Here is a 23,124-nt window from a genome sequence, read left to right as displayed (position 1 = left end):
GACGCGAGGCCGTCCGACGGGGCTTTCGCCAGTTTACAGAAATGCCTGGAATCGCCACCAGCGCCGTGCAGAGAAGACCGATAAAAAACTACAAGAGCGGTGTTTTACCCTCCCCTATGTTTTTTTTCGATGCCCCTGTCAGTGCCGTCAATTTCACGCAGTCATGGTGAATGCTTCGGAAATATCAGCCTTGGACATAAAAGGCGCGGGCTCCCGTATTGGAGCTGGCGATAAATGCAACCCGTTGCGGATTCAGCGCGCGGCAGCACCCGAATTATCAGGGATACGTGTAGGGTGGAGATGCACAACCGTCGGACCGTGTAGTACTGCGTCCAGTCCACAGGCCTTTTGGCCAGACGACCGGACCCGGTCTTGATCAAGATGCCCCTGGGGCGTCCACGGCCGAAGGCTGATTCCTCCTCCTGACTGAGTGCATTTGACACCACAGCAAGCAGGACGCGTCGTCGCGATTTCGGCAGTACTGGGTTACCAGTCTGGCTCGAACGTCGCTGGACACGGGGGTGGCCCGCCACCCCTTGCGCACCTGACACCGACCGTGAGAAGTCGTGTGTGCCGAACGCCGTTTCCGGCAGCCCGGAAACCGACGGTATTACATGAAAAGAATGCTGATTAACGCGACTCAACCCGAAGAGTTGCGTGTAGCACTGGTAGACGGCCAACGTCTCTACGACCTGGACATCGAGTCCGGTGCGCGTGAGCAGAAGAAGGCCAACATCTACAAAGGCCGGATCACCCGGATCGAACCTAGCCTGGAAGCCGCTTTCGTCGACTTCGGCTCCGAGCGTCATGGCTTTCTGCCGCTGAAAGAAATCTCCCGCGAATACTTCAAGAAGTCCCCAGAAGGCCGGGTGAACATCAAGGAAGTACTCAGCGAAGGCCAGGAAGTCATCGTTCAGGTCGAGAAAGAAGAGCGTGGCAACAAGGGCGCCGCCCTGACCACCTTTATCAGCCTGGCTGGTCGTTACCTGGTGCTGATGCCGAACAACCCGCGTGCCGGTGGCATCTCCCGTCGCATCGAAGGCGAAGAGCGTAATGAACTGCGCGAAGCGCTGAACGGCCTGGTCGCCCCTGCTGACATGGGCCTGATCGTGCGCACTGCCGGCCTTGGCCGCAGCAGCGAAGAAATGCAATGGGACCTGGACTACCTGCTGCAACTCTGGACCGCCATCAAAGAAGCCTCCCAGGACCGCGCTGCGCCTTTCCTGATCTACCAGGAAAGCAATGTCATCATCCGCGCTATCCGCGACTACCTGCGCCAGGACATCGGCGAAGTGCTGATCGACAGCATCGATGCTCAGGAAGAAGCCCTGACCTTCATCCGCCAGGTAATGCCGCAGTACGCCAGCAAGATCAAGCTGTATGAAGACAGCGTACCGCTGTTCAACCGCTTCCAGATCGAAAGCCAGATCGAAACTGCCTTCCAGCGCGTCGTCGACCTGCCGTCCGGCGGCTCGATCGTTATCGATCCAACCGAAGCCCTGGTCTCCATCGACATCAACTCGGCGCGCGCCACCAAAGGTAGCGACATCGAGGAAACCGCCCTGCAGACCAACCTGGAAGCGGCTGAAGAAATCGCCCGCCAACTGCGCCTGCGTGATATCGGCGGCCTGATCGTCATCGACTTCATCGACATGACCCCGGCCAAGAACCAGCGCGCCGTCGAAGAAAAGGTCCGTGAGTGCCTGGAAGCCGACCGTGCCCGCGTACAGGTCGGTCGCATTTCGCGCTTCGGCCTGCTGGAAATGTCCCGTCAGCGCCTGCGTCCATCCTTGGGCGAAAGCAGCGGCATCGTCTGCCCACGCTGCAGCGGTACCGGCATCATCCGTGACGTCGAATCCCTGTCGCTGGCCATCCTGCGCCTGATCGAAGAAGAAGCCCTGAAAGACCGCACTGCCGAAGTTCGCGCGCAAGTGCCGATTCCGGTTGCTGCGTTCCTGCTCAACGAAAAGCGTAACTCGATCACCAAGATCGAACTGCGTACCCGGGCGCGTATCGTCATCCTGCCGAACGACCACCTGGAAACTCCGCACTTCGAAGTTCAACGCCTGCGCGACGACAGCCCGGAAGCGCTGAGCACCCAATCGAGCTACGAAATCGCCGCCACCGAGACCGAAGAAGCTCAGCCGACGGCGGCCACCCGCACCCTGGTTCGCCAGGAAGCAGCGGTCAAGACTGCTCCAGCTCGCGCCAATGCACCGGTTCCAGCTGCCACTGAGCAACCTGCAACTGCCCCCGCTCACATCGCGCCAGAGCCAAGCCTGTTCAAAGGCCTGGTGAAGTCGCTGGTCAGCCTGTTCGCCGGTAAAGAGGAACCTGCCGCCGCGCCAGTGGTTGCCGAGAAGCCGGCCACCGAGCGCCCGCAGCGTAACGAAGAGCGTCGTAACGGTCGTCAGCAGAGCCGCAATCGCAATGGCCGTCGCGATGAAGATCGCAAGCCACGCGAAGAGCGCGCCCCGCGTGAAGAGCGTCAACCACGCGAAGCCCGTGAAGAAACCCAGGCCCGCGAAGAGCGTGCACCACGCCAGCCACGCGAAGAGCGTCAGCCTCGCGCACCACGTGAAGAGCGCCGTTCCCGCGAGGACCGCCCGGTCCGCGAACTGCGCGAGCCACTGGACGCTGTCACTCCGGCCGTACGCGAAGAGCGCCCTGAGCGCGCACCGCGTGAAGAACGTCAGCCTCGTGAAGAGCGTGCACCGCGTGAAGAACGTGCACCACGCGAAGAGCGCGCTCCTCGTGAAGAACGTGCGCCACGTGAAGAGCGTCAACCACGCCCACCACGCGAAGAACGTCAGCCTCGCCCAGCCGAACAGGCTGCAGAAGCGGCTGAAGAGCAACTGCCAAACGAAGAGCTGCTGCAGGACGACAACCAGGAAGGTAGCGAAGGCGATCGCCCACGCCGCCGCTCCCGTGGCCAGCGTCGTCGCAGCAACCGTCGTGAACGTCAGCGTGATGCCAACGGCAACGTCGTTGAAGGCTCCGAAGATGGCAGCGAAGAAGGTAACGAGCCGTCGGCTGCCGAACTGGCCGCAGGCCTGGCTGTCACCGCTGCGGTCGCGACCAGCAACATCAGTGCTGAAGCTGAGGCGCAGGCCAACGTTCAAGCCGAACGTGCAACAGCTGCGATTGAAGAGACTGCCCCTGTAGCAGCCCCTGCAGCCGTAGAAACTGTCACGGTAGAGGCTGCTGAAGCGGCAACTGAGCCGACCCCGGTCGAGCCTGTTGTGGTTGAGGCTCGCCAGCCTGAGATTGCTGAAGAAGTGGCAATCGCCCCAGTGGTCGAACAACCGATCAGCGAGCCTGTGGCCGCGGTTGAGCCGAGCATTGAGCCAGTGGTCGAAGTTGCCCCTCAACCAGCGGCAGAAGAAGCGTCGGTTGAAGTTGCTATCGTCGCCGAGCCGGTTGTTGAGGCCCCTCGCGAACCAGAAGCTGTTCAGGCGCCTGTGGTTGAAGCTGACGCTGTCCAGCCGGTTATTACCGCGCCTGCGCCTGCTGCCGTAGCTGAAACTCCAGCTGTCGAGCCAGCAGTGGTCGAAGCCCCGGTAGTGATGCTGCCGAACGGTCGCGCCCCGAACGACCCACGTGAAGTGCGTCGCCGCAAGCGTGAAGCCGAAGCTGCAGCAGCTGCTGCCGCCCAAGCCGCACCGGCTGATCAAGCTGAGGCCCTGGAAACTGCAGAAGAGCATAAACCGCTCGTGTAATTATCCAGGCTGAAAAAAAGCCCCGCCAGGAAACTGGCGGGGCTTTTTTTTGGTTCACGTAATCTCGGGAAGATTTTTATAGTCGGACGCCATCAGGGATGCATTGTCGGAGCCGGTCTTGCTGGCGAAGGCATCGACTCGGAGTCAGTTGCTACGCGGCGTCTGCATCGCTGGCAAGGCCAGCTCCCACAAAAGCGGCTGCAGCACCTGCGCGCCTCGCACTGCGGTTGATTTTGATCTTGCTCTCACGCAAGTTCAGTCGCCACAGACTGCGACTTCAGGAGGCCACCGTAAGGACAGAAGGGCCGACAGCCTCACCACACAGAATGGATAAGCCCGCCCCCACAAGGTCAATACAGATTCGGCTCCATCTCAAGCGTAACCCCGAAGCGCTCAAGGATATCGGCTTGAATCTTCTGCGCTAGCTGATGCAGTTGCAACCCGCTAGCCTGGCCATAGTTAACCAGCACCAGCGACTGCAAACGGTGGACTCCGGCATCGCCCTCACGGTGCCCCTTCCAACCCGCCTGCTCGATCAACCAACCTGCCGCCAGTTTCATCTGCCCGTCAGCCTGCGGATAAGCCACTAGCCCCGGATGCTGCAGCCGAATCTTGTCAGCCAGCACAGCAGCAACCACCGGATTCTTGAAGAAACTCCCGGCATTGCCCAGCTCGACCGGATCCGGCAGTTTCTCGCGACGAATACTGCAGATCGCGTCACTGACATTCTGTGCCGTGGGCTGAGCAATACCCTGCTCACTCAGACGCTGACGCACCGGCCCATAATCCAGGTGTGCCTGCATCACTCGACTCAAGGCAAAGCGCACACGCAGGATCAACCAGCGTCCCGGCTCTCGCTTGAACAGGCTGTCACGGTAGGCAAAGGCGCACTCCTCCAGGCTGAAGTCGCGCAACTCACCGGTTTGGCGATCCAGTGCAGTGAGCCCGGCAAACACGTCCTTGATCTCGACGCCATAAGCACCAATGTTCTGCATCGGCGCCGCGCCAACGGTGCCCGGAATCAAGCTGAGGTTTTCCAGCCCGGCCAGGCCTTGAGCCAGGCTCCATTGCACGAATGGATGCCAAGGCTCACCCGCCTCAGCCTCAACCACCACGTGCTCGCCGTCATCCGCGAGGATGCGCAGGCCACGACTGACCATGCGCAGTACCAGCGCCTGGATGTCGGCGGTCAGCAGCAGGTTGCTGCCACCGCCGACCACCAGCACCGCTACACCCTGCTCACTGGCTTCAGCCAGCGCCTGGCGCACATCGTCATCGTTATGCACCTCGGTGTAATACCGCGCCTTAACGTCGATTCCAAAGGTGTTATACGGCTTGAGCGATACCTGCTGCTGCCATTGCCCGCTCATAGACGTCCCTTGAGTTCGATGACCAGTTTGCGGCAGGCGTCTTCGATGAGGTCCAGAACCTGCTCGAAACCTTGCTCACCGCCATAGTAAGGATCCGGCACTTCGTCCAGGGCCCCTTCGTAGCGAAGCAGGAACAGGTCCAGCTCCGCTTTTGCCCCGGCGGGCTGCATAGCCCGCAAGTGACCAAGGTTGCTCTTGTCCATGGCCAGGATCAGATCGTAGTCATGGAAATGCCCAACCTTGACCTGTTGCGCGCGCTGCTGCGACAGGTCGTAACCGCGCAACTGGGCAGCGCGCCGAGTGCGACTGTCCGGTTGCTTGCCGACATGCCAGTCACCGGTACCGGCGGAAGCTACTTCGATCCGCTCGCTCAGGCCTTCGGCCTGTAGCTGGTGACGCAGCACGCCTTCGGCGGTGGGCGAGCGGCAGATATTGCCCAGGCACACAAACAGAACCCGCATCAAGCCTCCAGAATGCGCCGTACGCGCTCCAGATCGTCCGGGGTGTCAACGCCCACCGGTGGCGCCTCTATGGCGTCAGCGACGTGAATACGCACGCCATGCCAGAGTGCACGCAGCTGCTCCAGCGACTCGGTCTGCTCCAGCCAGCACGGCCCCCAGCCAACGAAATCCTCAAGGAAACCGGCGCGATAGGCGTACATACCGATATGACGACGATAAGGCACACCAGCCGGCAAGCTGTCACGGCCTTGAGCGAAAACATCTCGCGCCCAGGGCAACGGTGCGCGACTGAAGGTCAAGGCCAGGCCGTTGCAATCACTAACCACCTTGACCGCGTTGGGGTTGAACACTGCCGTGACGTCGCCGATCGGTTCGGCCAGCGTCGCAATGCCGGCTTCCGGGTGCGCCGCCAGGTTGGCCGCCACCTGATCAATGATGATCGGTGGAATCAATGGCTCATCGCCCTGGACGTTGACCACGATCGCGTCCGCGTTCAAACCAAGCTTGGCGGCCACCTCGGCCAGACGGTCAGTGCCCGAGTCATGATCCTCACGGGTCATCAGCACTTCAGCGCCAAACGCCTCACAGACCTGGTAGATACCGGCGTCATCAGTAGCGATTACCACCCGGCTGGCACTGCTCTTGCGCGCCTGCTCCCAGACATGCTGGATCATCGGCTTGCCAGCGATGAGCAGCAATGGCTTGCCCGGCAGGCGGGTGGAGGCCAGCCGAGCAGGAATTACCACAGTGAAGGTCAGGCTCATTTGTCCAGACGCTCGTCATCGCTCAGGGTACGTGCTTCGCTTTCGAGCATCACCGGAATACCGTCGCGAATCGGATAGGCCAGGCCTGCGCCTTTACTGATCAGCTCGGTCTTGTCGGCGCTGAGCTTGAGCGGACCTTTGGTGATTGGGCAGGCGAGGATATCGAGCAATTTGGTGTCCATGGGTATTCCTCAGGCCAGTGGCCGGAAAAAGAAAAGAATCAGGGCAGCGATGGCGCTTGCAACAGTCGCTCAAGCTGGCCGTCGAACCAGGCCGTAAAGGCCACTGAAGGCGCAGCGTCGACCGCAAGGTACCACCAGTCGTCTGCCGCGAAAGCGCGGCATTTGACCGCGTCCTTCTCGGTCATGATCAGCGGCAGCACTGGAGTGAAACTCAAAGCCTTGGCGCTGAACTCAGCATGATCGGCAAAAGGGTGTGGCACAGGCTGCCAGTTTAACGCCTGCAAGGTATTGAAGAAACGCTGTGGATTACCGATACCGGCAACGGCGTGCACAGCCTGGCCAGGAGGAAAATGCACCAGGCCAACACGCTCCCCACTGCGCAGGTTCACCAGCGCAGTCGGCTTGAGGGTAAAGGCATAACCCTCATCACGATCAGCTGTAGCGCCGTTGTACAGCAAGGCATCCACCGCCTGCAGGCGCTCCACGGGTTCGCGCAGTGGCCCGGCGGGCAAGCAGCGGCGATTACCCAGGCCTCGAGCGGCATCGATTAAGACAATCTCCAGATCGCGAGCCAAACGGTAATGCTGCATGCCGTCGTCACAGAGGATCAGGTCCAGCTGTTCACTGGCCAGCAGCGCCTGCACGGCACGCGAACGATCAGGGTCGATCATCAACGGCACGCCGCTACGCTGAACGATCAACAAGGGTTCGTCACCCGCCTCAGCCGCGCTCTGCTCAGCACTCACCCGCCAGGGCAACTGCGGCGGCTTGGCACCATAACCGCGGCTGACCACACCAACGCGCAGCCCTTGCTGGCGACAATGTTCGATCAACCAGAGAATCATTGGCGTCTTGCCGGTGCCGCCGACGGTGATGTTACCCACCACGATCACCGGCACCGGCGCACGGTAGCTAGCGCTTTCCCCGGCGAGAAAACGCGCGCGCTTGCGTAGCACCACGCGGCGATACAACGCCTCCAGCGGACGCAGCAGGGCCAGGGCCGGATGCCCGGCGTACCAGGCATCGAGCAGACGGTCGGCGAAGGCCATCAGGGATTTCCTTGAGCCGCCTCGACCGTGGTCATGCGCAACTGGCTGAAACCGAGCTTGCCGGCCGCATCCATGGCAGTGACCACCGCCTGGTGCGGGGTCTTGCCGTCGGCACTGATCGACAACGGCAGTTTGGTGTCACCGGCAGATTCTTTCTGCAGGGCTTCAATCAGGGTCGCCAGATCGCTCTTGGGCAGCAGGTTGTTGTTCACCGAATAGACGCCTTCGGCGCTGATGGTGATGTCCAACTGCTTGACCTCGCTGTCGGGTGCCGGTGCACCACTGACAGACTCTGGCAGTTCTACCCGCAGTTGGGTTTCACGGGTAAAGGTGGTGGTCACCACAAAAAACAGCAACAAAATGAAGACCACGTCGATCAGCGATGCCAGGTTGATGTCCACGGTCTCCCGTGGCTTGCGCCGGAATTTCACGCCTTGCCCTCAGCCAGGTCGACATCACGGTCACCCTGCACCACTTCAACCAGCTTGATAGCTTCTTGTTCCATGCCGACCACCAGCTCATCGATGCGGCGCTGCAGGAAACGGTGGAAAAACACCGCAGGAATACCCACCATCAGACCCGCCGCCGTAGTGATCAGCGCCTTGGAGATACCACCGGCCAGTACCGAGGCGTTGGCGGTCATGCCGCTGCCCATGAACGAGCTGAAAATGTCGATCATGCCCAGTACGGTACCAAGTAGACCGAGTAGCGGCGCCATGGCGGCGATGGTGCCCAGGGCATTGATGTAACGCTCCAGCTCGTGGATGACGCGAGCGGCGGCTTCTTCAATGCACTCCTTCATGATCTCGCGACCATGGCGGGAGTTGGCCAGACCTGCGGCGAGGATCTCGCCCAAGGGTGAGTCCGCGCGCAGGGCCTTGAGCTTGTCGCTGGTCAGCTGTTTGTCTTTGATCCACATCCACACTTGACCGAGCAGGTGCGGCGGCGTGACCCGGCTGGCGCGCAAGGTCCAGAGGCGCTCGGCAACGATAGCCATGGCGGCGATGGAACTCAGAATGATCGGCAGCATCATCCAACCACCGGACTTGACCAATTCCCACACAGTTAGCATCCCCTTGAAAAAGTCCGCCACTCTACCATAGGACCCCGGCACGCTCATCTGCCGAAGGTCGTCAACCCGGGTCGCGCCAGAACCGGCGTTGGTTGCGTAACGCCAACGGCTCGCCAAAAGTCCCCAGACGCAGGCGTAGCGCACCATGCACAGCGCTGTCGTACGCTTCGATGCCATTTATCGAGTAGCGTTCCATGACCTCGGCATGGGGATGGCCAAAGGCGTTATAGCGCCCCCTGGAAATCAACACGCCACGCGGCGTCGTGGCCGTCAGCAACGCCTGACTGGAGGATGTGCGACTGCCGTGATGCGGCGCTTGCAGCCAGTCGATGCCGGTGGCCTGCCAGTCACGGACCCAGGCCCGCTCGCCCGCGACATCGAGATCGCCGGTGAGCAGCAGACGCTCACCGCCCGCCTCGATCAGCACGACGCACGAACCCTGATTGCTGTCGCGTGCGCCTTGCCAGTGCCAGACAGAGAAATTGACCCCATCCCACTGCCAGCGCTGGCCGTTGACACAGGCTTGGGCCTGCAAAGCGGGCGGCAGCTTGGCAGCTTCACCGCTGAGTATTTGCCGCACCGGCAAGCCGCGTTGGAGCGCTGATGCGCCACCGGCATGGTCAGCGTCAGCGTGGCTGAGCACCATCAGGTCAACCGCCTTCACCCCCAGCTTATGCAGCGTCGGCAATACCACGCGTTCACCCAAATCGTGATCACCCATTGCCGGCCCGGCGTCGTACAGCAGCACGTGCTCACGGGTACGCAGCACGAACGCCAGGCCCTGACCAACGTCCAGTTGCCAGACCTCCAGCTGACCATGCGGTATGCGCTCTCGCGCTGCAAATACCGCCAGCAACAGCAAGGGCCAGCCCAGAACACGCATTGGCAAGCCAGGGGGCAGCAATACCAGCACCGTGCCCAGGGCCAGCAATAACCACAGCGGCCACGGCAACGGCTGCGGTATCCATGCGGGCTGCAACTGAGCAAGGTGTCCCAGCAGGCGGAACAGACCATCAAGCAAACCGCCAGCCAACCAGAGTAAACCCTGCCCAACAAACGGCACGGGCAACAGCAAGGTTCCCAGCAACGCCAACGGCAACACTGCCAGGCTGATCCAGGGCACGGCGAACAGATTGGCCAGCGGCGCACTGAGGCTGACCGGCAGCCCCAGTGCCATCAATATCGGTAGCAAGCCCAAGGCAATCATCCACTGCGCCCGGCCCCACGCCTGCCAAGGGCGCCAGCTGCCCAGCCGACCACTAAAGGTGAACACCAGTACCGCAACGGCGCCGAAAGACAACCAGAAACCCGGCAAAAGACTCGCCAGCGGCTCCCACAGCAACACCGCATTGAGCGCCAGCAGTAGCGGCAATCCCACGCCTAGATGGCGAAAACGCAAACGCCAGAGCAACACCACGGCCAACATCACACAGGCTCGCTGCACCGGCACCTGCAAACCGGCCAGCAGGCCGTAGCTCAACGCGGCGGCAAAGGCCAGCCCACAGGCCCAAGGCAGCCAGGGCAAGGCTTGCGGCCACCAGCCCAACCTAGCCAGGCCAGCAATCAACCCATAGATCAGACCGGCGAACAAGCCGATGTGCTGCCCGGAGATCACTAGCAAGTGCACGGTGCCGGTGGCCTGTAGCGCTTGCCAGCTCTCCCGCGCCAAGCCTGCGCCATCGCCCAATACCAGCGCCACCAGTTCCGCCTCGCGCCCCTGCGCATCCACACTCAACACGCGCTGGCGCACGCTATCACGCCAAGCGCCTTCTGCAGACGTCAGGCGCTCCCCGGCCTTGACGGTACCGGTAGCGCCGATACGCCGGGCCAGTAAGGTAGCCTCACGATCGACACCGTGCGGGTTGAGCAAACCATGGGGACGCTTGAGGGTGACTGCCAGCCGCCAGCGCTCGCCACTATTGACCGCAGGCCCGCCAAACCAACTCAGTTGCAGGCGCTGTGGCAGCTGTCCACGTCGCGACTGGGCGCCCTCAACGTCGAAGCGTACTGATCGCTCGCTTTGCTGAGGCAAGCCGACCACCCTACCCTCCAACCATAGGGTGCGCCCATCCAACGTTGGCACCAAGCGATCATCCAGCGCCTGCTGCGCCGACAGGCAGGCCCAACACACACCCAGCAGAAACAGACCGAGTGGACGCATCCGAAAAGGCAGGCAGAAAAGTCCGATAATGGTCAACACGGCCAGTATCCCGACCGATGGCAAAACCGGTAGTACACTCAGACACAACAGGCCAAGTGCCAGCGCCAACATCCCTGTGCGCATGGTTTCAAGCTCCAGAAGAATCCCTTCCTCTGAGGCTTAGATCAGTGAGCGTGAGTGCTCACTCAATAATTGTCACAAAGTCTGTAATGGGGCCCTTTTAGAATCCGTGCATACTTGCGCCTTCACCCAGTCGAGAGCCTACATGCCGCGTCGTCTCTTTAAACGCTACATGCCCGACCCGACCAGCATTAGGGAACACAAATCCTTACGCTTTCTCGGCCGGCTGTTGCATGACCCGAACCTCTGGCACCTGAATCGGCATTCAGTGGCGCGGGCGATGGCGGTTGGCCTGTTCGCAGCCTTTATCCCGGTGCCGATGCAAATGCTGCTGGCCGCAAGCCTGGCGATCATGATTCGCGGCAATATGCCGATTGCGGTCAGCCTGGTCTGGCTGACCAATCCGATCACCATGCCACCGGTGTTTTTCTGCACCTACCAGATGGGTGCCTGGCTGATGCAGGTTCCACCCAGGACCTTGCCGCAAGAGCTGACCTTCGAATGGATCACCGGCGAACTCTCGACCCTGTGGCAGCCCTTCCTGCTTGGCTCGGTGGTCTGCGGCGTGTTGCTCGGCGCCCTGGCCTACTGCCTGACCATGCTCTATTGGCGTTGGTGGGTAGGCCGGCAGTGGCGCCGGCGCAAGCAGAAGGTCTCAGGTACGCATTCCACGCCCACTGACCAGTAGGCGATTGCAACCGAAGTACAGCACGGCGGTGGCAATCAGCATGAAGCTGATCGCCACGCCGATGCGAATGTCCGACACCCCGAGAATGCCGTAACGGAACGAGTTGACCATGTGCAACACCGGGTTGGCCATCGACACGGTCTGCCAGAACGGTGGCAACAGGTTGATCGAGTAGAACACCCCGCCCAGGTAGGTCAGCGGCGTCAGGACGAAGGTCGGAATGATCGAAATATCGTCGAAGTTGCGCGCAAACACCGCATTGATGAAACCCAGCAACGAGAAGATGGTTGCTGTCAGCAACACCACCAGAATGGTGACACCCAGATGGTGCACCTGCAGGTCGGTGAAAAACAGCGACAGCAGGGTAACGATCACCCCTACCGCCAGCCCGCGCAACACCCCGCCCAGGGTGTAGCCGATCAGAATGGTATGCGGCGACACCGGCGAGACCATCAGCTCTTCGATCGAACGCTGAAACTTGCTGCCGAAGAAGCTCGAGACCACGTTGCCGTAGGAGTTGGTGATCACCGACATCATGATCAGCCCCGGAACGATGTACTCCATGTAGGTGAATCCACCCATGTCGCCAATCTGCCGGCCAATCAGGTTACCGAAGATCACGAAGTACAAGACCATGGTGATCGCCGGGGGCAGCAGCGTCTGCGGCCAGATCCGGGTAAAACGGCGCACTTCGCGATAGACGATGGTATTGAGGGCGACCAGATTGGCGCTTAGCTCCGAGCTCATACCGCCACCTTCGCCAGGTTTTTCTCAACCAGAGACACGAACAACTCCTCGAGACGATTGGTCTTGTTGCGCAGGCTTTGCACTTCGATGTTCTGCAAGGCCAGTTGGCCGAACAACGCCGTGATACCCACTTCCTTGTCCACTTGCACTTCCAGGGTGTGCGGGCTGACCAGCCGGCACGGATAACCGACCAGGTTCGGCGCCTGCGGCAGGTCCTGCTTGAGATCGAGCAGGAAGGTCTCGACGTGCAGCTTGCTCAACAGCGCGCGCATGCTGGTGTTCTCGACAATGGTGCCGTGGTCGATGATGCCGATGTGGCGGCACAGTTGCTCAGCCTCTTCCAGGTAATGGGTGGTGAGGATGATGGTGATGCCCTGCTGGTTCAGCTCGGTCAGAAAACTCCACATCGAGCGGCGCAGTTCGATATCCACACCCGCCGTCGGCTCGTCGAGGATCAGCAGGCGCGGCTCATGGATCAGCGCCCGGGCAATCATCAGGCGCCGCTTCATGCCGCCAGACAGAGAACGCGACGGCACATCGCGCTTGTCCCACAGACCGAGCTGGGTCAGATACTTCTCGGCACGCTCCTTGGCCACCTTGGCCGGGATGCCGTAGTAACCGGCTTGGGTCACAACGATGTCGAAGGTTTTTTCGAACTGGTTGAAGTTGAATTCCTGCGGCACCACGCCAATGCAGCGCTTGAGCGCCGCCGGCTGGCGATCGAGGTCATTGCCAAAGATGCTCACCGTGCCGCTGGTCTTGTTGACCAGGGTCGAGAGAATGCCAATGGTGGTGGACTTGCCGGCGCCGTTGGGGCCGAGCAAGGCGAAAAAGTCACCTTCGGCGACATCCAGGTCGATACCCTTGAGGGCCTGGAAACCGTTGCCGTAGGTTTTGGTTAGCTGCCTTATGGACAGAGCAGAACTCATAGCGGGTCGCGTACCAGTTTGGAAGGTTCTAGACGCGGCCAGGTAAGCCGGCCGCAGTGAATGTGGCCATGGTGCTTGTCCAGGCCATACAAGTACAGTCATGTGTATCGATAATAACTATCAGGTTGACCGTAGTAATCAGGTCAATGCAGTCATCACCGCTGCCTGGAAGGCCGGGCGCTCCTGCAAGCGTTCGTACCAGGCCCGCAGATGGCGCATTTCGGGACGCTCGATCGGCATTTCGAACCAGGCATAGGCAAAGCAGCCCAAGGGAATGTCGCCCATCCCCAGCTGCTCACCCGACAGATACGGCCGTTGGGCCAACGCCTGGTCAGCGATGGACAGCAATTGCGCGCAGGTCTTGTGGGCGGCATTGATCGCCACCCAATCCTGCTGCTCGGCGGGGGTGCGCAAAATACCCCAGAACAGTGGCCGGAAAGGTGCGGCCAGCGATGAGGTGACCCAATCCATCCACTTGTCTGCTTCAGCGCGCTGGCGTGCAGCGGCCACATACCAGCCCGCCTCGACGCCATACTGCGCCGACAGGTAGCGCACGATGGCATTGGACTCCCACAGCACCAGGCCGTCATCTTCAACCATGGGCACCAGACCGTTAGGGTTCAGCGCCCGGTACTCAGGCTCATTGACCAGGCCGAAGGCACCACCGGCATCGATCGATGCGTACTCCAGCCCTAACTCTTCAGCGCACCACAGTACTTTCCTGACATTGGTCGAATTCTTCCGGCCCCAGATCTTGAGCATGACGTCGTCCTGATGAATGTGCGGTCGCCCAGTCTACCCCAGGCGCCAGCCCTGACAATCACCCACGCGTTGCGGCGAACTCCCACGGCCACAGCCTGTCACTGTTCTGACAAGCCGATTATCGGATGCCGTCTAAGCTCTGATGGATCGCAGAATGCCCTTAGGTTTCACGGAGGAAAGACTATGTTGCTGTTGTGGTTAGTGGTTCTGGTGATCGGTGCGGCCTATCTTGCCCACCGCCGCATCGCCGCGGTGCCAGCGTTGGCAGTATTAGCGGTGTATGTGCTGCTGATGGGTGTCTACGGCCGCGCTCCCGGTTGGTTGCTGGCGATCCTCTGGCTGGTGCTGGCGGCCAAAGCCGCATTGGTACTGCTGCCGGATCTGCGGCGCAAGGTCTTCAGCGGACCACTGTTCGGCTGGTTCCAACGCACCCTGCCGCCCATGTCGCAAACCGAACGCGAAGCGATTGATGCCGGTACCGTCTGGTGGGATGGCGAGCTGTTCAGCGGTCGCCCGCACTGGAACACCCTGCTCGACTATGCCAAACCTGAACTCAGCGAAGAGGAACAAGCCTTCATCGATGGCCCGACCGAAGACCTCTGCGCCATGGTCAGTGACTGGCAGATCGGTCAGGACCTGGACCTGCCGCCGCAAGCCTGGGAGCACATCAAGTCACACGGTTTCTTTGCCCTGATCATCCCCAAGGAGTACGGCGGCAAAGGCTTTTCTGCCTATGCCCACTCGCAGGTGGCAATGAAGCTGGCAACCCGCAGCGGCGACCTGGCGTCGACCGTCATGGTCCCCAACTCTTTAGGGCCGGCTGAACTGCTGTTGCACTACGGCACCGACGAACAGCGCCAGCATTACTTGCCGCGCCTGGCCCGTGGAGAGGAAATCCCCTGCTTCGCCCTTACCGGCCCGCTGGCCGGTTCCGATGCAGGAGCAATGCCCGACACCGGCGTCATCTGCAAAGGCCAGTGGCAAGGCGAAGAGGTTATCGGCCTGCGTCTGAACTGGGAAAAGCGTTACATCACCCTGGGGCCGGTGGCAACGCTGCTGGGTCTGGCGTTCAAAGCCTATGACCCTGAACACCTGCTGGGCGAGGAAGAAGAACTGGGGATCAGCCTAGCGCTGATCCCCACCGACACCCCCGGCGTCGAGATCGGCCAGCGCCATCTGCCCCTGGGCGCCGCCTTCATGAACGGCCCCAACAGCGGCAAGGACGTGTTCGTCCCACTGGAGTTTCTCATCGGCGGCCAGGCCATGCTCGGCAAGGGCTGGATGATGCTGATGAACTGCCTGTCGGTAGGCCGCTCGATCTCCCTGCCTGCTGTAGGCACCGGTGCCGCCAAGTACACCAGCCTGGTCACTGGCCAATACGCGCGGGTTCGCGAGCAGTTCAATGTGCCGTTGGCAGCCTTCGAGGGCATTCAGGAATCGCTAGCGCGGATCGGCGGCAATGCCTTCCTGATGGACAGCGCTCGCCTGCTAACGGCCAAGGCTGTGGACCTGGGCGAGAAACCCTCGGTGCTGTCGGCGATTCTCAAGTATCACCTCACCGAGCGTGGCCGCGAATGCATTCAGCACGCCATGGACGTGCACGGTGGCAAAGGCATCATCATGGGCCCAAACAATTACCTGGGGCGTAATTGGCAAGGCGCACCGATCTTCATCACCGTCGAGGGGGCCAACATCCTCTCGCGTAACCTGATGATCTTTGGCCAGGGGGCTATCCGCTGCCACCCATTCGTCCTCAAGGAAATGGCCCTGGCCGGGCGCGAAGACCACAACCAGGCGCTCAAAGAGTTTGACCAACTGCTGATGCAACACATTGGCTTCGCGGTCGGTAACGCTGCCAGCACCTTTGTCCTCGGGCTAGGGCTGGGTCATTTCGAGAAGGTGCCTGGCGATGCCCTGAGCCAAGGCTATTTCCGTGCACTCAATCGCCAGGCAGCGGCCTTCGCGATGCTTGCCGACCTCTCCATGATGCTGCTCGGCGGCGAACTCAAACGCCGCGAACGCCTGTCAGCGCGCCTGGGTGACGTGCTGAGCAACCTCTACTTGAGCTCGGCCGCGCTCAAGCGCTATCACGACCTCGGCTCGCCGAGCCACCTGCAACCCCTGCTGCGCTGGGCCATGGAGGAAAGCCTGGGCCAAGCCGAGAAAGCGCTGGACCGACTGCTCGACAACTTCCCCAACCGTTTCCTCGGCTGCGCCCTGCGCCTGGTCGTGTTCCCGTTCGGTCGCCGCCATACTGGGCCGAGTGACGCTCTGGATGCTGAAGTGGCCGCGTTGATTGGCCGCGCAAAAGGCGACCCGGCACTGGAGGAGCTGCTTGCTGGCTGCTATCGCCCACAGGCCGCCGAGGACCCGGTGGGTGCCCTACAACACGCCTGCAGCTTGCTCGACGCGTGCGCGCCACTGCATAAAAAGCTGCATCAAGCGCTCAAAGGTGGCGAGGTCAACCCCGCACCCGGTGAGTCGACAATCGATGCGGCGCTGCGTGTCGGTATCTTGCAGGAAACAGAAGCTAAAACCCTCCAGGCCGCCGAGGCCGCCCGGCGCAAGGTCATTGACGTAGACGCCTTCAGCAAGGAGGAACTGCTGCCCACCCCCGGCAAAATTCGTTAACGGCCGGGACATCGGGCGTCGGGAGCCGTATACTCCCGCGCCCGTTTTTGCTCAAGAGGACTGCCAGCATGGCTACCGATCGCCTGGAATATCATCTCGCCCTGCTCACCCACCTGCGCACTATCCTCGCGGCCCTGGGCGAAGCCGAACAAGTGCCGGAAGAAAGCCACGCGCTGTTCCTGGAGCGTTTCGACGACCTGATGCTGCAACTGCCGGTTGATCCGGAGAGCACCTACCTGGGTCAAGACCTGATGTGCCAGATCATTCAGCGCTACCCGCAAATCGCCCACTTGGTCCCACGGGATCTGTTGTGGTTCTTCGGCGGTGACTGCCTGCACTTCATGCCCGAGCAAGAGCTGGCCCTGTACCAGGAACTGGAAGAGCGCCGCTACGAGGCCGAGCAGAACGATGAGCCGTTCGACTGGAATCAAGAAAAGCAGCTGTTGAGCATGTCTGACGACGACAGCAAGCATTGATCTACGAGGGGGCGCTAGGGCTGACAACAGCGCTACCGCCCTGAACGATGAACAAAAAATACAGACGAAAAAAAACGCCGTTCAAACGAACGGCGTTTTTTGTTTGGAGCGGGAAACGAGACTCGAACTCGCGACCCCGACCTTGGCAAGGTCGTGCTCTACCAACTGAGCTATTCCCGCAAATTGAAACTTCCGGTCGAACCGGACAGAAAAAAAGGGCCATAGCCCTTCTCTTCCAAAGCTCGCAGTGCCTAAACACTGCAACGCCAAATTTGGAGCGGGAAACGAGACTCGAACTCGCGACCCCGACCTTGGCAAGGTCGTGCTCTACCAACTGAGCTATTCCCGCAAATATGGCGTCCCCTAGGGGACTCGAACCCCTGTTACCGCCGTGAAAGGGCGGTGTCCTAGGCCACTAGACGAAGGGGACACACTACAACATTCACTCCCTGCCGCGTTACGCTGTGTGCTTTATGCTGCAAGTGGCGCGCATTCTAGGGATGCTGGCGAATGCCGTCAACTCCTTTGTATAAATTTATTCAAATCAATGACTTCTAGTGAAAGGCGGTGCTGACCCTTTCGTCTCACTGGCCGCACCGCAGCGCCACATCACGCCCTTGCCTAACCGACCTGGATAACATGGAATGATCGCCCTAACTGCGGTTCCCACCCTTTGGCACCATTGTCCATGTTTATGTATACGCCCTTTGCAATTGGCCACGGGTGATGCTCAGAGTTACTGGTGAAGTAGATGCCGCCAGGGAAACCAGCTTGAGTAATCCCGCCTCCCCCGTATTGATTGTAGATTTCCCGCAGGGTCGCTTCATTTGTTGCGATTCTAAATGCCGAAGCGAACTGCCACTGCCCTCTATAGGTCATCCGGATAACACCAGATACGTTCACGGTGTACCTCAATGTCTGCCCAGCAGTGTCGCGTACAGTAATGATCGCGCTGCCGTTACCTGTGGACAACACCATACCGTTGCTGCTATGTACGCTCGCAACCTTTGTATCGCTGGAACTGTAGGTATAGGGCGGCGTGCCTCCTGAAGCCGATCGCTGACCACGACTTCCCACCGGCCGGTTATTTGGACCTTGTCCTGAGCTGGCATTAACATAGATTCTGCCATTGAGCACCATCGAGCTGGTGTCGATTTGCAGTGGCGGCCGATCATCAACCAACACGCGCCAGGCAGCAGAGACAGGCTGGTTTCCGTATACCGCTTTAGCGGTGAAGGAATGTTGACCAACCGACAGGCCGGCCAGCGTGGCCTGCCAAGTGCCGCCGCTGGCAACCCCTACGGTTTGTCCGGCAACCCCGTTGTCGAGAATCTGTACCTGCAACCCTCCTTGTGCAGTGCCATACAACGTCCCCCCTCTGAGATAGGTACGACCACCATTACCGATGGCCGTGCCATTGCTGTCGACGACCCGGGTAATAACCGGTGTCACCCCTTGGCGCACTTCGAAGGTACGTGGCAAGGACTCCTGGTCACTGCCATAAAGGGCAACCGCCTTGATGCTGTAGGACCTGACCGTTAACCCAGTGATGGTATGGGTCCAATCGCCAGCACCACTGACCGGTCTCTCACCGATCGAAATCGCCCCCTCGAAAATCTCGACCCGCTGGCCGATGCTCGCCTTGCCAGACACCGTAACCCTGGAGTCAAAAGTAAAGCCGCGGTCGGCCACTTCACCTGTCAAATCCCTTACGCTAACGATCGTCGGTGCCACCTGCGCGACAACGCTAAACGAGCGGTTATCCGACTCCTGCCCACCCCCATACAACGCCCTGGCCTTGAGGCTGTATGCCCGGGTTACCAAGCCTTGCAGTGGGTAGGACCAATCGCCGCTGGCATCAACCGATACCGTGGCAAGCGAAGTCGTTCCGTCGAACAACTCTACCCGCTGGTTGCTCGTGGCTTTACCCGCAAGGGCAACCGACGTATCAACTGTGGTGCCGGCTTCGGCGACTTCACCCCGAGAGTCGGCGACACTGGTGATACTTGGCTTGATTTCGGCATAAACGGTGAAGGTGCGCACAGCCGACTCCTCACCATTGCCATACTGTGCCTTGGCCATGACGCTGTAGGTCTTGGCCGTCAAATTGCTCAGCAGTAGGGTCCAGTCACCGTTGCCATTGACCGACGCAATGCCCCTGGACAGCGCCCCGTCGAAAATCTCCACCTGTTCGTTTGCACTCGCCTTGCCCGCCAGGTTGACCGAGGTATCGACCGTGGAACCGCCATCGGCGACTTCCCCTCTGGAGTCCCTAACGCTTTCAAGGGTGGGAAACACATAGTCGACCACGCTAAATCTGCGCGCGGTCGATTGCGCCCCGCTTCCATACAGGGCCCTGGCGGTTATGACGTAGGCCTTGACCGCCAGATCAGTGAGCGTCAGCGACCAGTTGCCTTGCCCATCGGTGCGCACGGTATCCAGCACGGCGGTCCCGTCGAGTACCTCCAGGGCCTGGTCGACACTGGCGGTACCGGAGACGATGATGAGGGTATCGACGGTTGTCTGCCCCTCATTCAACTCCCCCCTTGAGTCCGTCACATGGACAATAGTCGGGCTGACCTCAGCCACCACTTGGAAAGTGCGCAGTTCAGACTCCCGCTCCTCACCGTACCAGGCCTTGGCCATAAGGTTGTAGCTGCCGATCACCAGATCTGCGCGTGGCAACACCCAGTTGCCCAGACCATCAACGTCCACCCTGCCCCACGTCACAGCATCGTCGAACAGCTCAACCTGCTGACCCGCGCTGGCGTTGCCCGTCAGGGTCACTGCGGTGTCGACCGTGGCACCACCATTGGCGACATCCCCTCGCGAATCCGCCACTTCCGTAATCACAGGGTCGACATCGACAACCACCGTGAAACTCCACACCGACGACTCCGTGCCACTGCCATACAGTGCCTTGGCCTTAAGGTCATAGCGCCGCGGCGCAAGGCCCAGCATCGGGAAACGCCACACGCCTTGCTCGTTTGCCCCTGCCTGGCCTACAACAGTGTCACCATCAAGGAGCTCAACCCCCATCGCTGCCCGGGCCGTACCGATCAAGGTCACACTGGTGTCGACGGTAAAGCCGCCGTTGACAACCTGCCCCCAGCTATCGATCACACTGCTGATGGCGATCGGTACGGGCGTACCGACGTACAGCTCCAGAACCCCCGACAACCGGGTCTGGTCACCCCGTTTGAGTGCGTACAAGGCACTGATAGTGGTACCTCGCGAGACCTCAATCAACGTTGAGGCAATACGAAACTCCACCGGCCGTCCCTTTGAGGCCTCGGTAATGGGTACCCAGTCACTGGCCGTGCCATTGGCATAGACACTTTGCCAGTAATACGTGAGCACATCGCCCGCCTCGGTGTCGGTGTAATCGACTCGCAAGGTGGCACCGTTGGGAATGACTACTTCGGGGTCGAGTACGTCACCATCGGCTTCGGCGACAACCGGTGCCGGTAATTCCTGGCGCAATTGCAGCACCTGAAAGTAACTGCGGGCCGACTCGCGCACATCATAGATCACCGCCCGATCGTTGCTGACCCGGTAGTACAGCTCCAGCGTACCGCCATCGAGCCCCCCTATATGCTCAGCATCCACCAGAACCTCGATGGCCTTGCCGACCATGTTTTCGGTGACCAGCACCTCCTGCTCGTGCAAATACACGCTGCCATCTGCCCGCTTGCCTAGCCAGATGACATTGACGACATCGCCGCTGGCCATACCTGGGTAGGGCCCCAGCAGCACCCAGGCATAGTCGAGCCGGCTGTCCAACAGAGCACCCACTGCCTGCTGGATAAACGGCGCAGGCAGCTCAGAGAGTTCACCGACAACCGTGGCGAAGGCACGCTTGGAGGACTGCGGCGGCTCACCGTTGGCCTTTCTCAGTACATAAGAAGCGTCGCCTGTGCCCCCAGCTATCGCTCGAATATCGGCGTTGGCAACCTTGAGTTCGAGAATCACCGGCAGGCTGCTGATCTGTACCGACTCGATATGGACCAGCGGCGCCCCCATCTTCGGCGTGCCAATCCAGGTGAATTCGATGATGTCGTTTACTGCAAATGGATCACCGTTCAGCGGGATCTGAACGGTCACGTCGTTCGGACCCAAGCCGATCAGGTCGATCTTGCCTTCGATGGCTTCGGCGATGAACGGCGGCTCAAGCCGCCAGGCACCGGCCTCTACTTTGAGCTTGGTTGAACGCGACCCATCGGAGGAAAAGTTCCACACTTCATCGAAAACTTCATAGCGCAACTCCAGTGCATTACTGTCCCCAGCCGCCAGGATGGCATCCTGATCGACCAGCACTTCGACAGGGTCACTTCCCGCCGCTTCGCTCTCACTGATCAAGCGCAGGATGCGCACACTGCCCCAACTCAGTACCACGGTATCGCGGGCGGCCCGCTCAGGGTAATTGGCGATGGTGACCGGAACCCCACTGGCCGCCCATTCGGCATCGACGCCGTTGTCGATGATGTCTTGGGGCACTTGTGGCCGCAGCAGTTCCGAGTGCCCTGGCAAGTGCGGTTCCTTATCGACACCGCCCGGCAAGTTAAGCTTGATTCGCAAGCGCAAAGGCACTGAGTCTTCCGGCACCGTCGCCCCCAAGCGCAGCAGCTGGAAGTGGATATCCTCCAACCATTCAGGCTGGAAGTGCACACTGGCAAGATAGAAGACCAGCCGCTTACCGACGTCCGGCAGCTCCACGGTCAAGTCCCGTACCGACTCACCCTCAATGAGTACTGTCAGCCGATCACCCGCCTGCATCTCCAGATAGGGATCGATGAGCGTCAGCACGCCCTCCGGATGTCTCTCAACGATGGCACGACTGATCCCGCCATCCCCTTGCTCTACCGGGGTGATCATGTCAGATATGAACAGGGGGCGCGGAGCCAGGATGCCTACCCCCTCAGCACGAGGTGGAAACAGACGGGCGCTGAACGTTCTCATGGGGACTCCTTGCCTGAGATAACAGACGAGATCAGCTAAAAAGGTGAGATTGTTGACGCCAAGCCGACCAGCCGGCCGCTTGTGACTTAATCTGGGTCCATGCCCAACACTTGCCGATACTCACGCTCACTGAGGGAACCGACGTTGCCGTCAACGAAATGGCCGTTGAGGTCGTACGCATAGGCCGTGCCGGCGCCCAGGCGCTCTGACGTCCAGAAGGGATAATCCAGATACCCCAAGTAACTGGCGACAGGGCCGGTGATAGTGTAATAAATGGTCCACAGACGTTTGAACCGGTTGCGCGAAAGCGGTGAAAGATTCGCCTCTTCACACACCCGCCCCATACCTTCCCAGTCTGCGCTGGGTGTCAGGAAATGCACCTGGCGAATACCGCTGACCCTGAGGCTGTAGCGCTGGACCTTTTCCTGACTGTCGGTGGCGGTGATCTCACAATTGCCATTGGCCAGGGCAGTGACCTGCCCATCGTCATCAACGGTGGCCACCTTCGGCTCGTTGCTGGCATAGCGGTAGGGCGCAGTGCCACCACTGGCCTCGCGCTTAAAACGGACGAAGTCAGGCAGCATTGCAGGGGGCTTGTCGGCAAAAACGAGATAATCATGAGCGCTCAGGTCCAGTAAAACTTCACCCTCAAATTGACTCCCCAACGTCAACTGCCACCTCACTGAGTCAGTGCGCCCCCCCTCCGGCGAGGTCGCAACCTGGTAGTACAACTCGACCACCTTGCCTTGTTGAGCGGTGAACACTTCCTTTGCAACAGGCACCCCCACCCCCTCCCCAGCACCGCTGGCCGGTACACGGGTCCAATCCAGAAGGTTCTCATCCAAGTAAAAATACAGATAGTCCCGGGGGGACAAGTTGCCGGGAGGCGCGATCAACGTAACGCCATCGGCTGGCAGCTGCGTCGGGTCAAGCTGATCGCCATTGAAGCCCTCTAGGCGCGGTTTTTCGTATTCAACCAACAACGTATCGAACTGTGTCATACCTGTACACCCCACCAAGCACTGGAAGTTTCC

At 60.4% G+C, this 23,124-nt stretch carries 17 protein-coding genes and 3 tRNA genes; 4 read left to right on the top strand and 16 right to left on the bottom strand.

What is annotated here, in order from left to right:
• Nucleotides 1-614 precede the first annotated feature (614 nt).
• The gene (gene rne, locus CX511_RS08095; RefSeq protein ID WP_101292034.1) at nucleotides 615-3,719 is read left to right on the top strand and encodes a ribonuclease E; all 3,105 of its coding nucleotides are present in this window, start codon (nucleotides 615-617) and stop codon (nucleotides 3,717-3,719) included.
• 350 nt (nucleotides 3,720-4,069) lie between these two features.
• Here the strand turns inward: rne and murB are convergent, their stop codons facing one another.
• The 8 genes from murB to CX511_RS08055 all read right to left on the bottom strand — a co-directional run bounded on the left by murB (nucleotide 4,070) and on the right by CX511_RS08055 (nucleotide 10,901).
• Nucleotides 4,070-5,089, bottom strand: coding sequence for a UDP-N-acetylmuramate dehydrogenase (gene murB, locus CX511_RS08090; protein WP_101292033.1), 1,020 nt, complete (start codon nucleotides 5,087-5,089; stop codon nucleotides 4,070-4,072).
• A complete protein-coding gene (locus CX511_RS08085) occupies nucleotides 5,086-5,550 on the bottom strand; it encodes a low molecular weight protein-tyrosine-phosphatase (RefSeq protein WP_045187146.1) in 465 nt (154 codons plus the stop codon). The genes murB and CX511_RS08085 overlap by 4 nt, the downstream gene beginning before the upstream one ends.
• On the bottom strand, nucleotides 5,550-6,314 hold the full coding sequence (kdsB, locus tag CX511_RS08080; RefSeq protein ID WP_045187143.1) for a 3-deoxy-manno-octulosonate cytidylyltransferase: 765 nt from the start codon (nucleotides 6,312-6,314) through the stop codon (nucleotides 5,550-5,552). The genes CX511_RS08085 and kdsB overlap by 1 nt, the downstream gene beginning before the upstream one ends.
• A complete protein-coding gene (locus CX511_RS08075) occupies nucleotides 6,311-6,496 on the bottom strand; it encodes a Trm112 family protein (RefSeq protein WP_045187141.1) in 186 nt (61 codons plus the stop codon). Before CX511_RS08075 ends, kdsB begins: the two co-directional genes overlap by 4 nt.
• A 38-nt stretch (nucleotides 6,497-6,534) precedes the next feature.
• Nucleotides 6,535-7,545 (bottom strand): tetraacyldisaccharide 4'-kinase, encoded by a 1,011-nt coding sequence (gene lpxK / locus CX511_RS08070; protein WP_045187139.1) that lies wholly within the window; start codon nucleotides 7,543-7,545, stop codon nucleotides 6,535-6,537.
• Nucleotides 7,545-7,976, bottom strand: a complete 432-nt coding sequence (gene pocB / locus CX511_RS08065) for a flagellar polar localization protein PocB (RefSeq protein WP_045187136.1) — start codon at nucleotides 7,974-7,976, stop codon at nucleotides 7,545-7,547. The genes lpxK and pocB overlap by 1 nt, the downstream gene beginning before the upstream one ends.
• Nucleotides 7,973-8,608 (bottom strand): flagellar polar localization protein PocA, encoded by a 636-nt coding sequence (gene pocA, locus CX511_RS08060; protein WP_045187134.1) that lies wholly within the window; start codon nucleotides 8,606-8,608, stop codon nucleotides 7,973-7,975. Before pocA ends, pocB begins: the two co-directional genes overlap by 4 nt.
• Nucleotides 8,609-8,678: 70 nt before the next feature.
• Entirely contained in the window at nucleotides 8,679-10,901 is a 2,223-nt protein-coding gene (locus tag CX511_RS08055) for a DNA internalization-related competence protein ComEC/Rec2 (RefSeq protein WP_101292031.1), read from the bottom strand.
• A 142-nt stretch (nucleotides 10,902-11,043) separates the two neighbouring features.
• Between CX511_RS08055 and CX511_RS08050 the strand changes: the two genes are divergently transcribed.
• A complete protein-coding gene (locus CX511_RS08050) occupies nucleotides 11,044-11,586 on the top strand; it encodes a DUF2062 domain-containing protein (RefSeq protein WP_045187130.1) in 543 nt (180 codons plus the stop codon).
• On the opposite strand, the gene CX511_RS08045 is transcribed toward CX511_RS08050, so the two are convergent.
• The 3 genes from CX511_RS08045 to CX511_RS08035 all read right to left on the bottom strand — a co-directional run bounded on the left by CX511_RS08045 (nucleotide 11,554) and on the right by CX511_RS08035 (nucleotide 14,024).
• Nucleotides 11,554-12,333, bottom strand: coding sequence for an ABC transporter permease (locus CX511_RS08045; RefSeq protein WP_045187128.1), 780 nt, complete (start codon nucleotides 12,331-12,333; stop codon nucleotides 11,554-11,556). The genes CX511_RS08050 and CX511_RS08045 overlap by 33 nt on opposite strands.
• Nucleotides 12,330-13,262 (bottom strand): ABC transporter ATP-binding protein, encoded by a 933-nt coding sequence (locus tag CX511_RS08040; RefSeq protein ID WP_045187126.1) that lies wholly within the window; start codon nucleotides 13,260-13,262, stop codon nucleotides 12,330-12,332. Before CX511_RS08040 ends, CX511_RS08045 begins: the two co-directional genes overlap by 4 nt.
• Before the next feature lie 138 nt (nucleotides 13,263-13,400).
• Nucleotides 13,401-14,024 (bottom strand): glutathione S-transferase family protein, encoded by a 624-nt coding sequence (locus tag CX511_RS08035; protein ID WP_045187123.1) that lies wholly within the window; start codon nucleotides 14,022-14,024, stop codon nucleotides 13,401-13,403.
• 183 nt (nucleotides 14,025-14,207) lie between these two features.
• On the opposite strand from CX511_RS08035, the gene CX511_RS08030 reads away from it, so the two are divergent.
• Both CX511_RS08030 and CX511_RS08025 read left to right on the top strand, forming a co-directional pair.
• Nucleotides 14,208-16,655, top strand: coding sequence for an acyl-CoA dehydrogenase (locus tag CX511_RS08030; RefSeq protein WP_101292030.1), 2,448 nt, complete (start codon nucleotides 14,208-14,210; stop codon nucleotides 16,653-16,655).
• Nucleotides 16,656-16,723: 68 nt separating this feature from the next.
• The gene (locus CX511_RS08025; RefSeq protein ID WP_045187118.1) at nucleotides 16,724-17,131 is read left to right on the top strand and encodes a PA2817 family protein; all 408 of its coding nucleotides are present in this window, start codon (nucleotides 16,724-16,726) and stop codon (nucleotides 17,129-17,131) included.
• Between the two features lie 104 nt (nucleotides 17,132-17,235).
• Here the strand turns inward: CX511_RS08025 and CX511_RS08020 are convergent.
• The 5 genes from CX511_RS08020 to CX511_RS08000 all read right to left on the bottom strand — a co-directional run bounded on the left by CX511_RS08020 (nucleotide 17,236) and on the right by CX511_RS08000 (nucleotide 23,091).
• Nucleotides 17,236-17,311 (bottom strand) — tRNA-Gly (locus CX511_RS08020).
• Between the two features lie 93 nt (nucleotides 17,312-17,404).
• Nucleotides 17,405-17,480, bottom strand: a tRNA-Gly gene (locus CX511_RS08015).
• Between the two features lie 5 nt (nucleotides 17,481-17,485).
• Nucleotides 17,486-17,561: transfer RNA gene (locus tag CX511_RS08010), tRNA-Glu, on the bottom strand.
• 191 nt (nucleotides 17,562-17,752) lie between these two features.
• Nucleotides 17,753-22,090, bottom strand: coding sequence for an immunoglobulin-like domain-containing protein (locus tag CX511_RS08005; RefSeq protein ID WP_101291850.1), 4,338 nt, complete (start codon nucleotides 22,088-22,090; stop codon nucleotides 17,753-17,755).
• Nucleotides 22,091-22,176: 86 nt separating this feature from the next.
• Nucleotides 22,177-23,091 carry an immunoglobulin-like domain-containing protein gene (locus CX511_RS08000; protein WP_158239988.1) on the bottom strand — a complete coding sequence of 305 codons (915 nt, stop codon included), beginning with the start codon at nucleotides 23,089-23,091 and terminating at the stop codon, nucleotides 22,177-22,179.
• Between the last annotated feature and the right edge of the window lie 33 nt (nucleotides 23,092-23,124).

The organism is Pseudomonas sp. S06B 330 (assembly GCF_002845275.2).
Classification (GTDB): Bacteria; Pseudomonadota; Gammaproteobacteria; order Pseudomonadales; family Pseudomonadaceae; genus Aquipseudomonas.
Note: the sequence above shows the minus strand (reverse complement) of the source record. Positions and strands in the feature narration are given on the sequence as shown.

What these genes read in the sequence shown, in the direction of transcription:
- lpxK (WP_045187139.1), bottom strand. Translation starts at nt 7,545, where the DNA reads ATGGCCTTCGCCGACCGTCTGCTCGATGCCTGGTACGCCGGGCATCCG.
- CX511_RS08055 (WP_101292031.1), bottom strand. Translation starts at nt 10,901, where the DNA reads ATGCGCACAGGGATGTTGGCGCTGGCACTTGGCCTGTTGTGTCTGAGT.
- CX511_RS08085 (WP_045187146.1), bottom strand. Translation starts at nt 5,550, where the DNA reads ATGCGGGTTCTGTTTGTGTGCCTGGGCAATATCTGCCGCTCGCCCACC.
- CX511_RS08025 (WP_045187118.1), top strand. Translation starts at nt 16,724, where the DNA reads ATGGCTACCGATCGCCTGGAATATCATCTCGCCCTGCTCACCCACCTG.
- CX511_RS08045 (WP_045187128.1), bottom strand. Translation starts at nt 12,333, where the DNA reads ATGAGCTCGGAGCTAAGCGCCAATCTGGTCGCCCTCAATACCATCGTC.
- CX511_RS08030 (WP_101292030.1), top strand. Translation starts at nt 14,208, where the DNA reads ATGTTGCTGTTGTGGTTAGTGGTTCTGGTGATCGGTGCGGCCTATCTT.
- CX511_RS08050 (WP_045187130.1), top strand. Translation starts at nt 11,044, where the DNA reads ATGCCGCGTCGTCTCTTTAAACGCTACATGCCCGACCCGACCAGCATT.
- kdsB (WP_045187143.1), bottom strand. Translation starts at nt 6,314, where the DNA reads ATGAGCCTGACCTTCACTGTGGTAATTCCTGCTCGGCTGGCCTCCACC.
- CX511_RS08005 (WP_101291850.1), bottom strand. Translation starts at nt 22,090, where the DNA reads ATGAGAACGTTCAGCGCCCGTCTGTTTCCACCTCGTGCTGAGGGGGTA.
- CX511_RS08035 (WP_045187123.1), bottom strand. Translation starts at nt 14,024, where the DNA reads ATGCTCAAGATCTGGGGCCGGAAGAATTCGACCAATGTCAGGAAAGTA.
- CX511_RS08000 (WP_158239988.1), bottom strand. Translation starts at nt 23,091, where the DNA reads ATGACACAGTTCGATACGTTGTTGGTTGAATACGAAAAACCGCGCCTA.
- CX511_RS08075 (WP_045187141.1), bottom strand. Translation starts at nt 6,496, where the DNA reads ATGGACACCAAATTGCTCGATATCCTCGCCTGCCCAATCACCAAAGGT.
- murB (WP_101292033.1), bottom strand. Translation starts at nt 5,089, where the DNA reads ATGAGCGGGCAATGGCAGCAGCAGGTATCGCTCAAGCCGTATAACACC.
- CX511_RS08040 (WP_045187126.1), bottom strand. Translation starts at nt 13,262, where the DNA reads ATGAGTTCTGCTCTGTCCATAAGGCAGCTAACCAAAACCTACGGCAAC.
- rne (WP_101292034.1), top strand. Translation starts at nt 615, where the DNA reads ATGAAAAGAATGCTGATTAACGCGACTCAACCCGAAGAGTTGCGTGTA.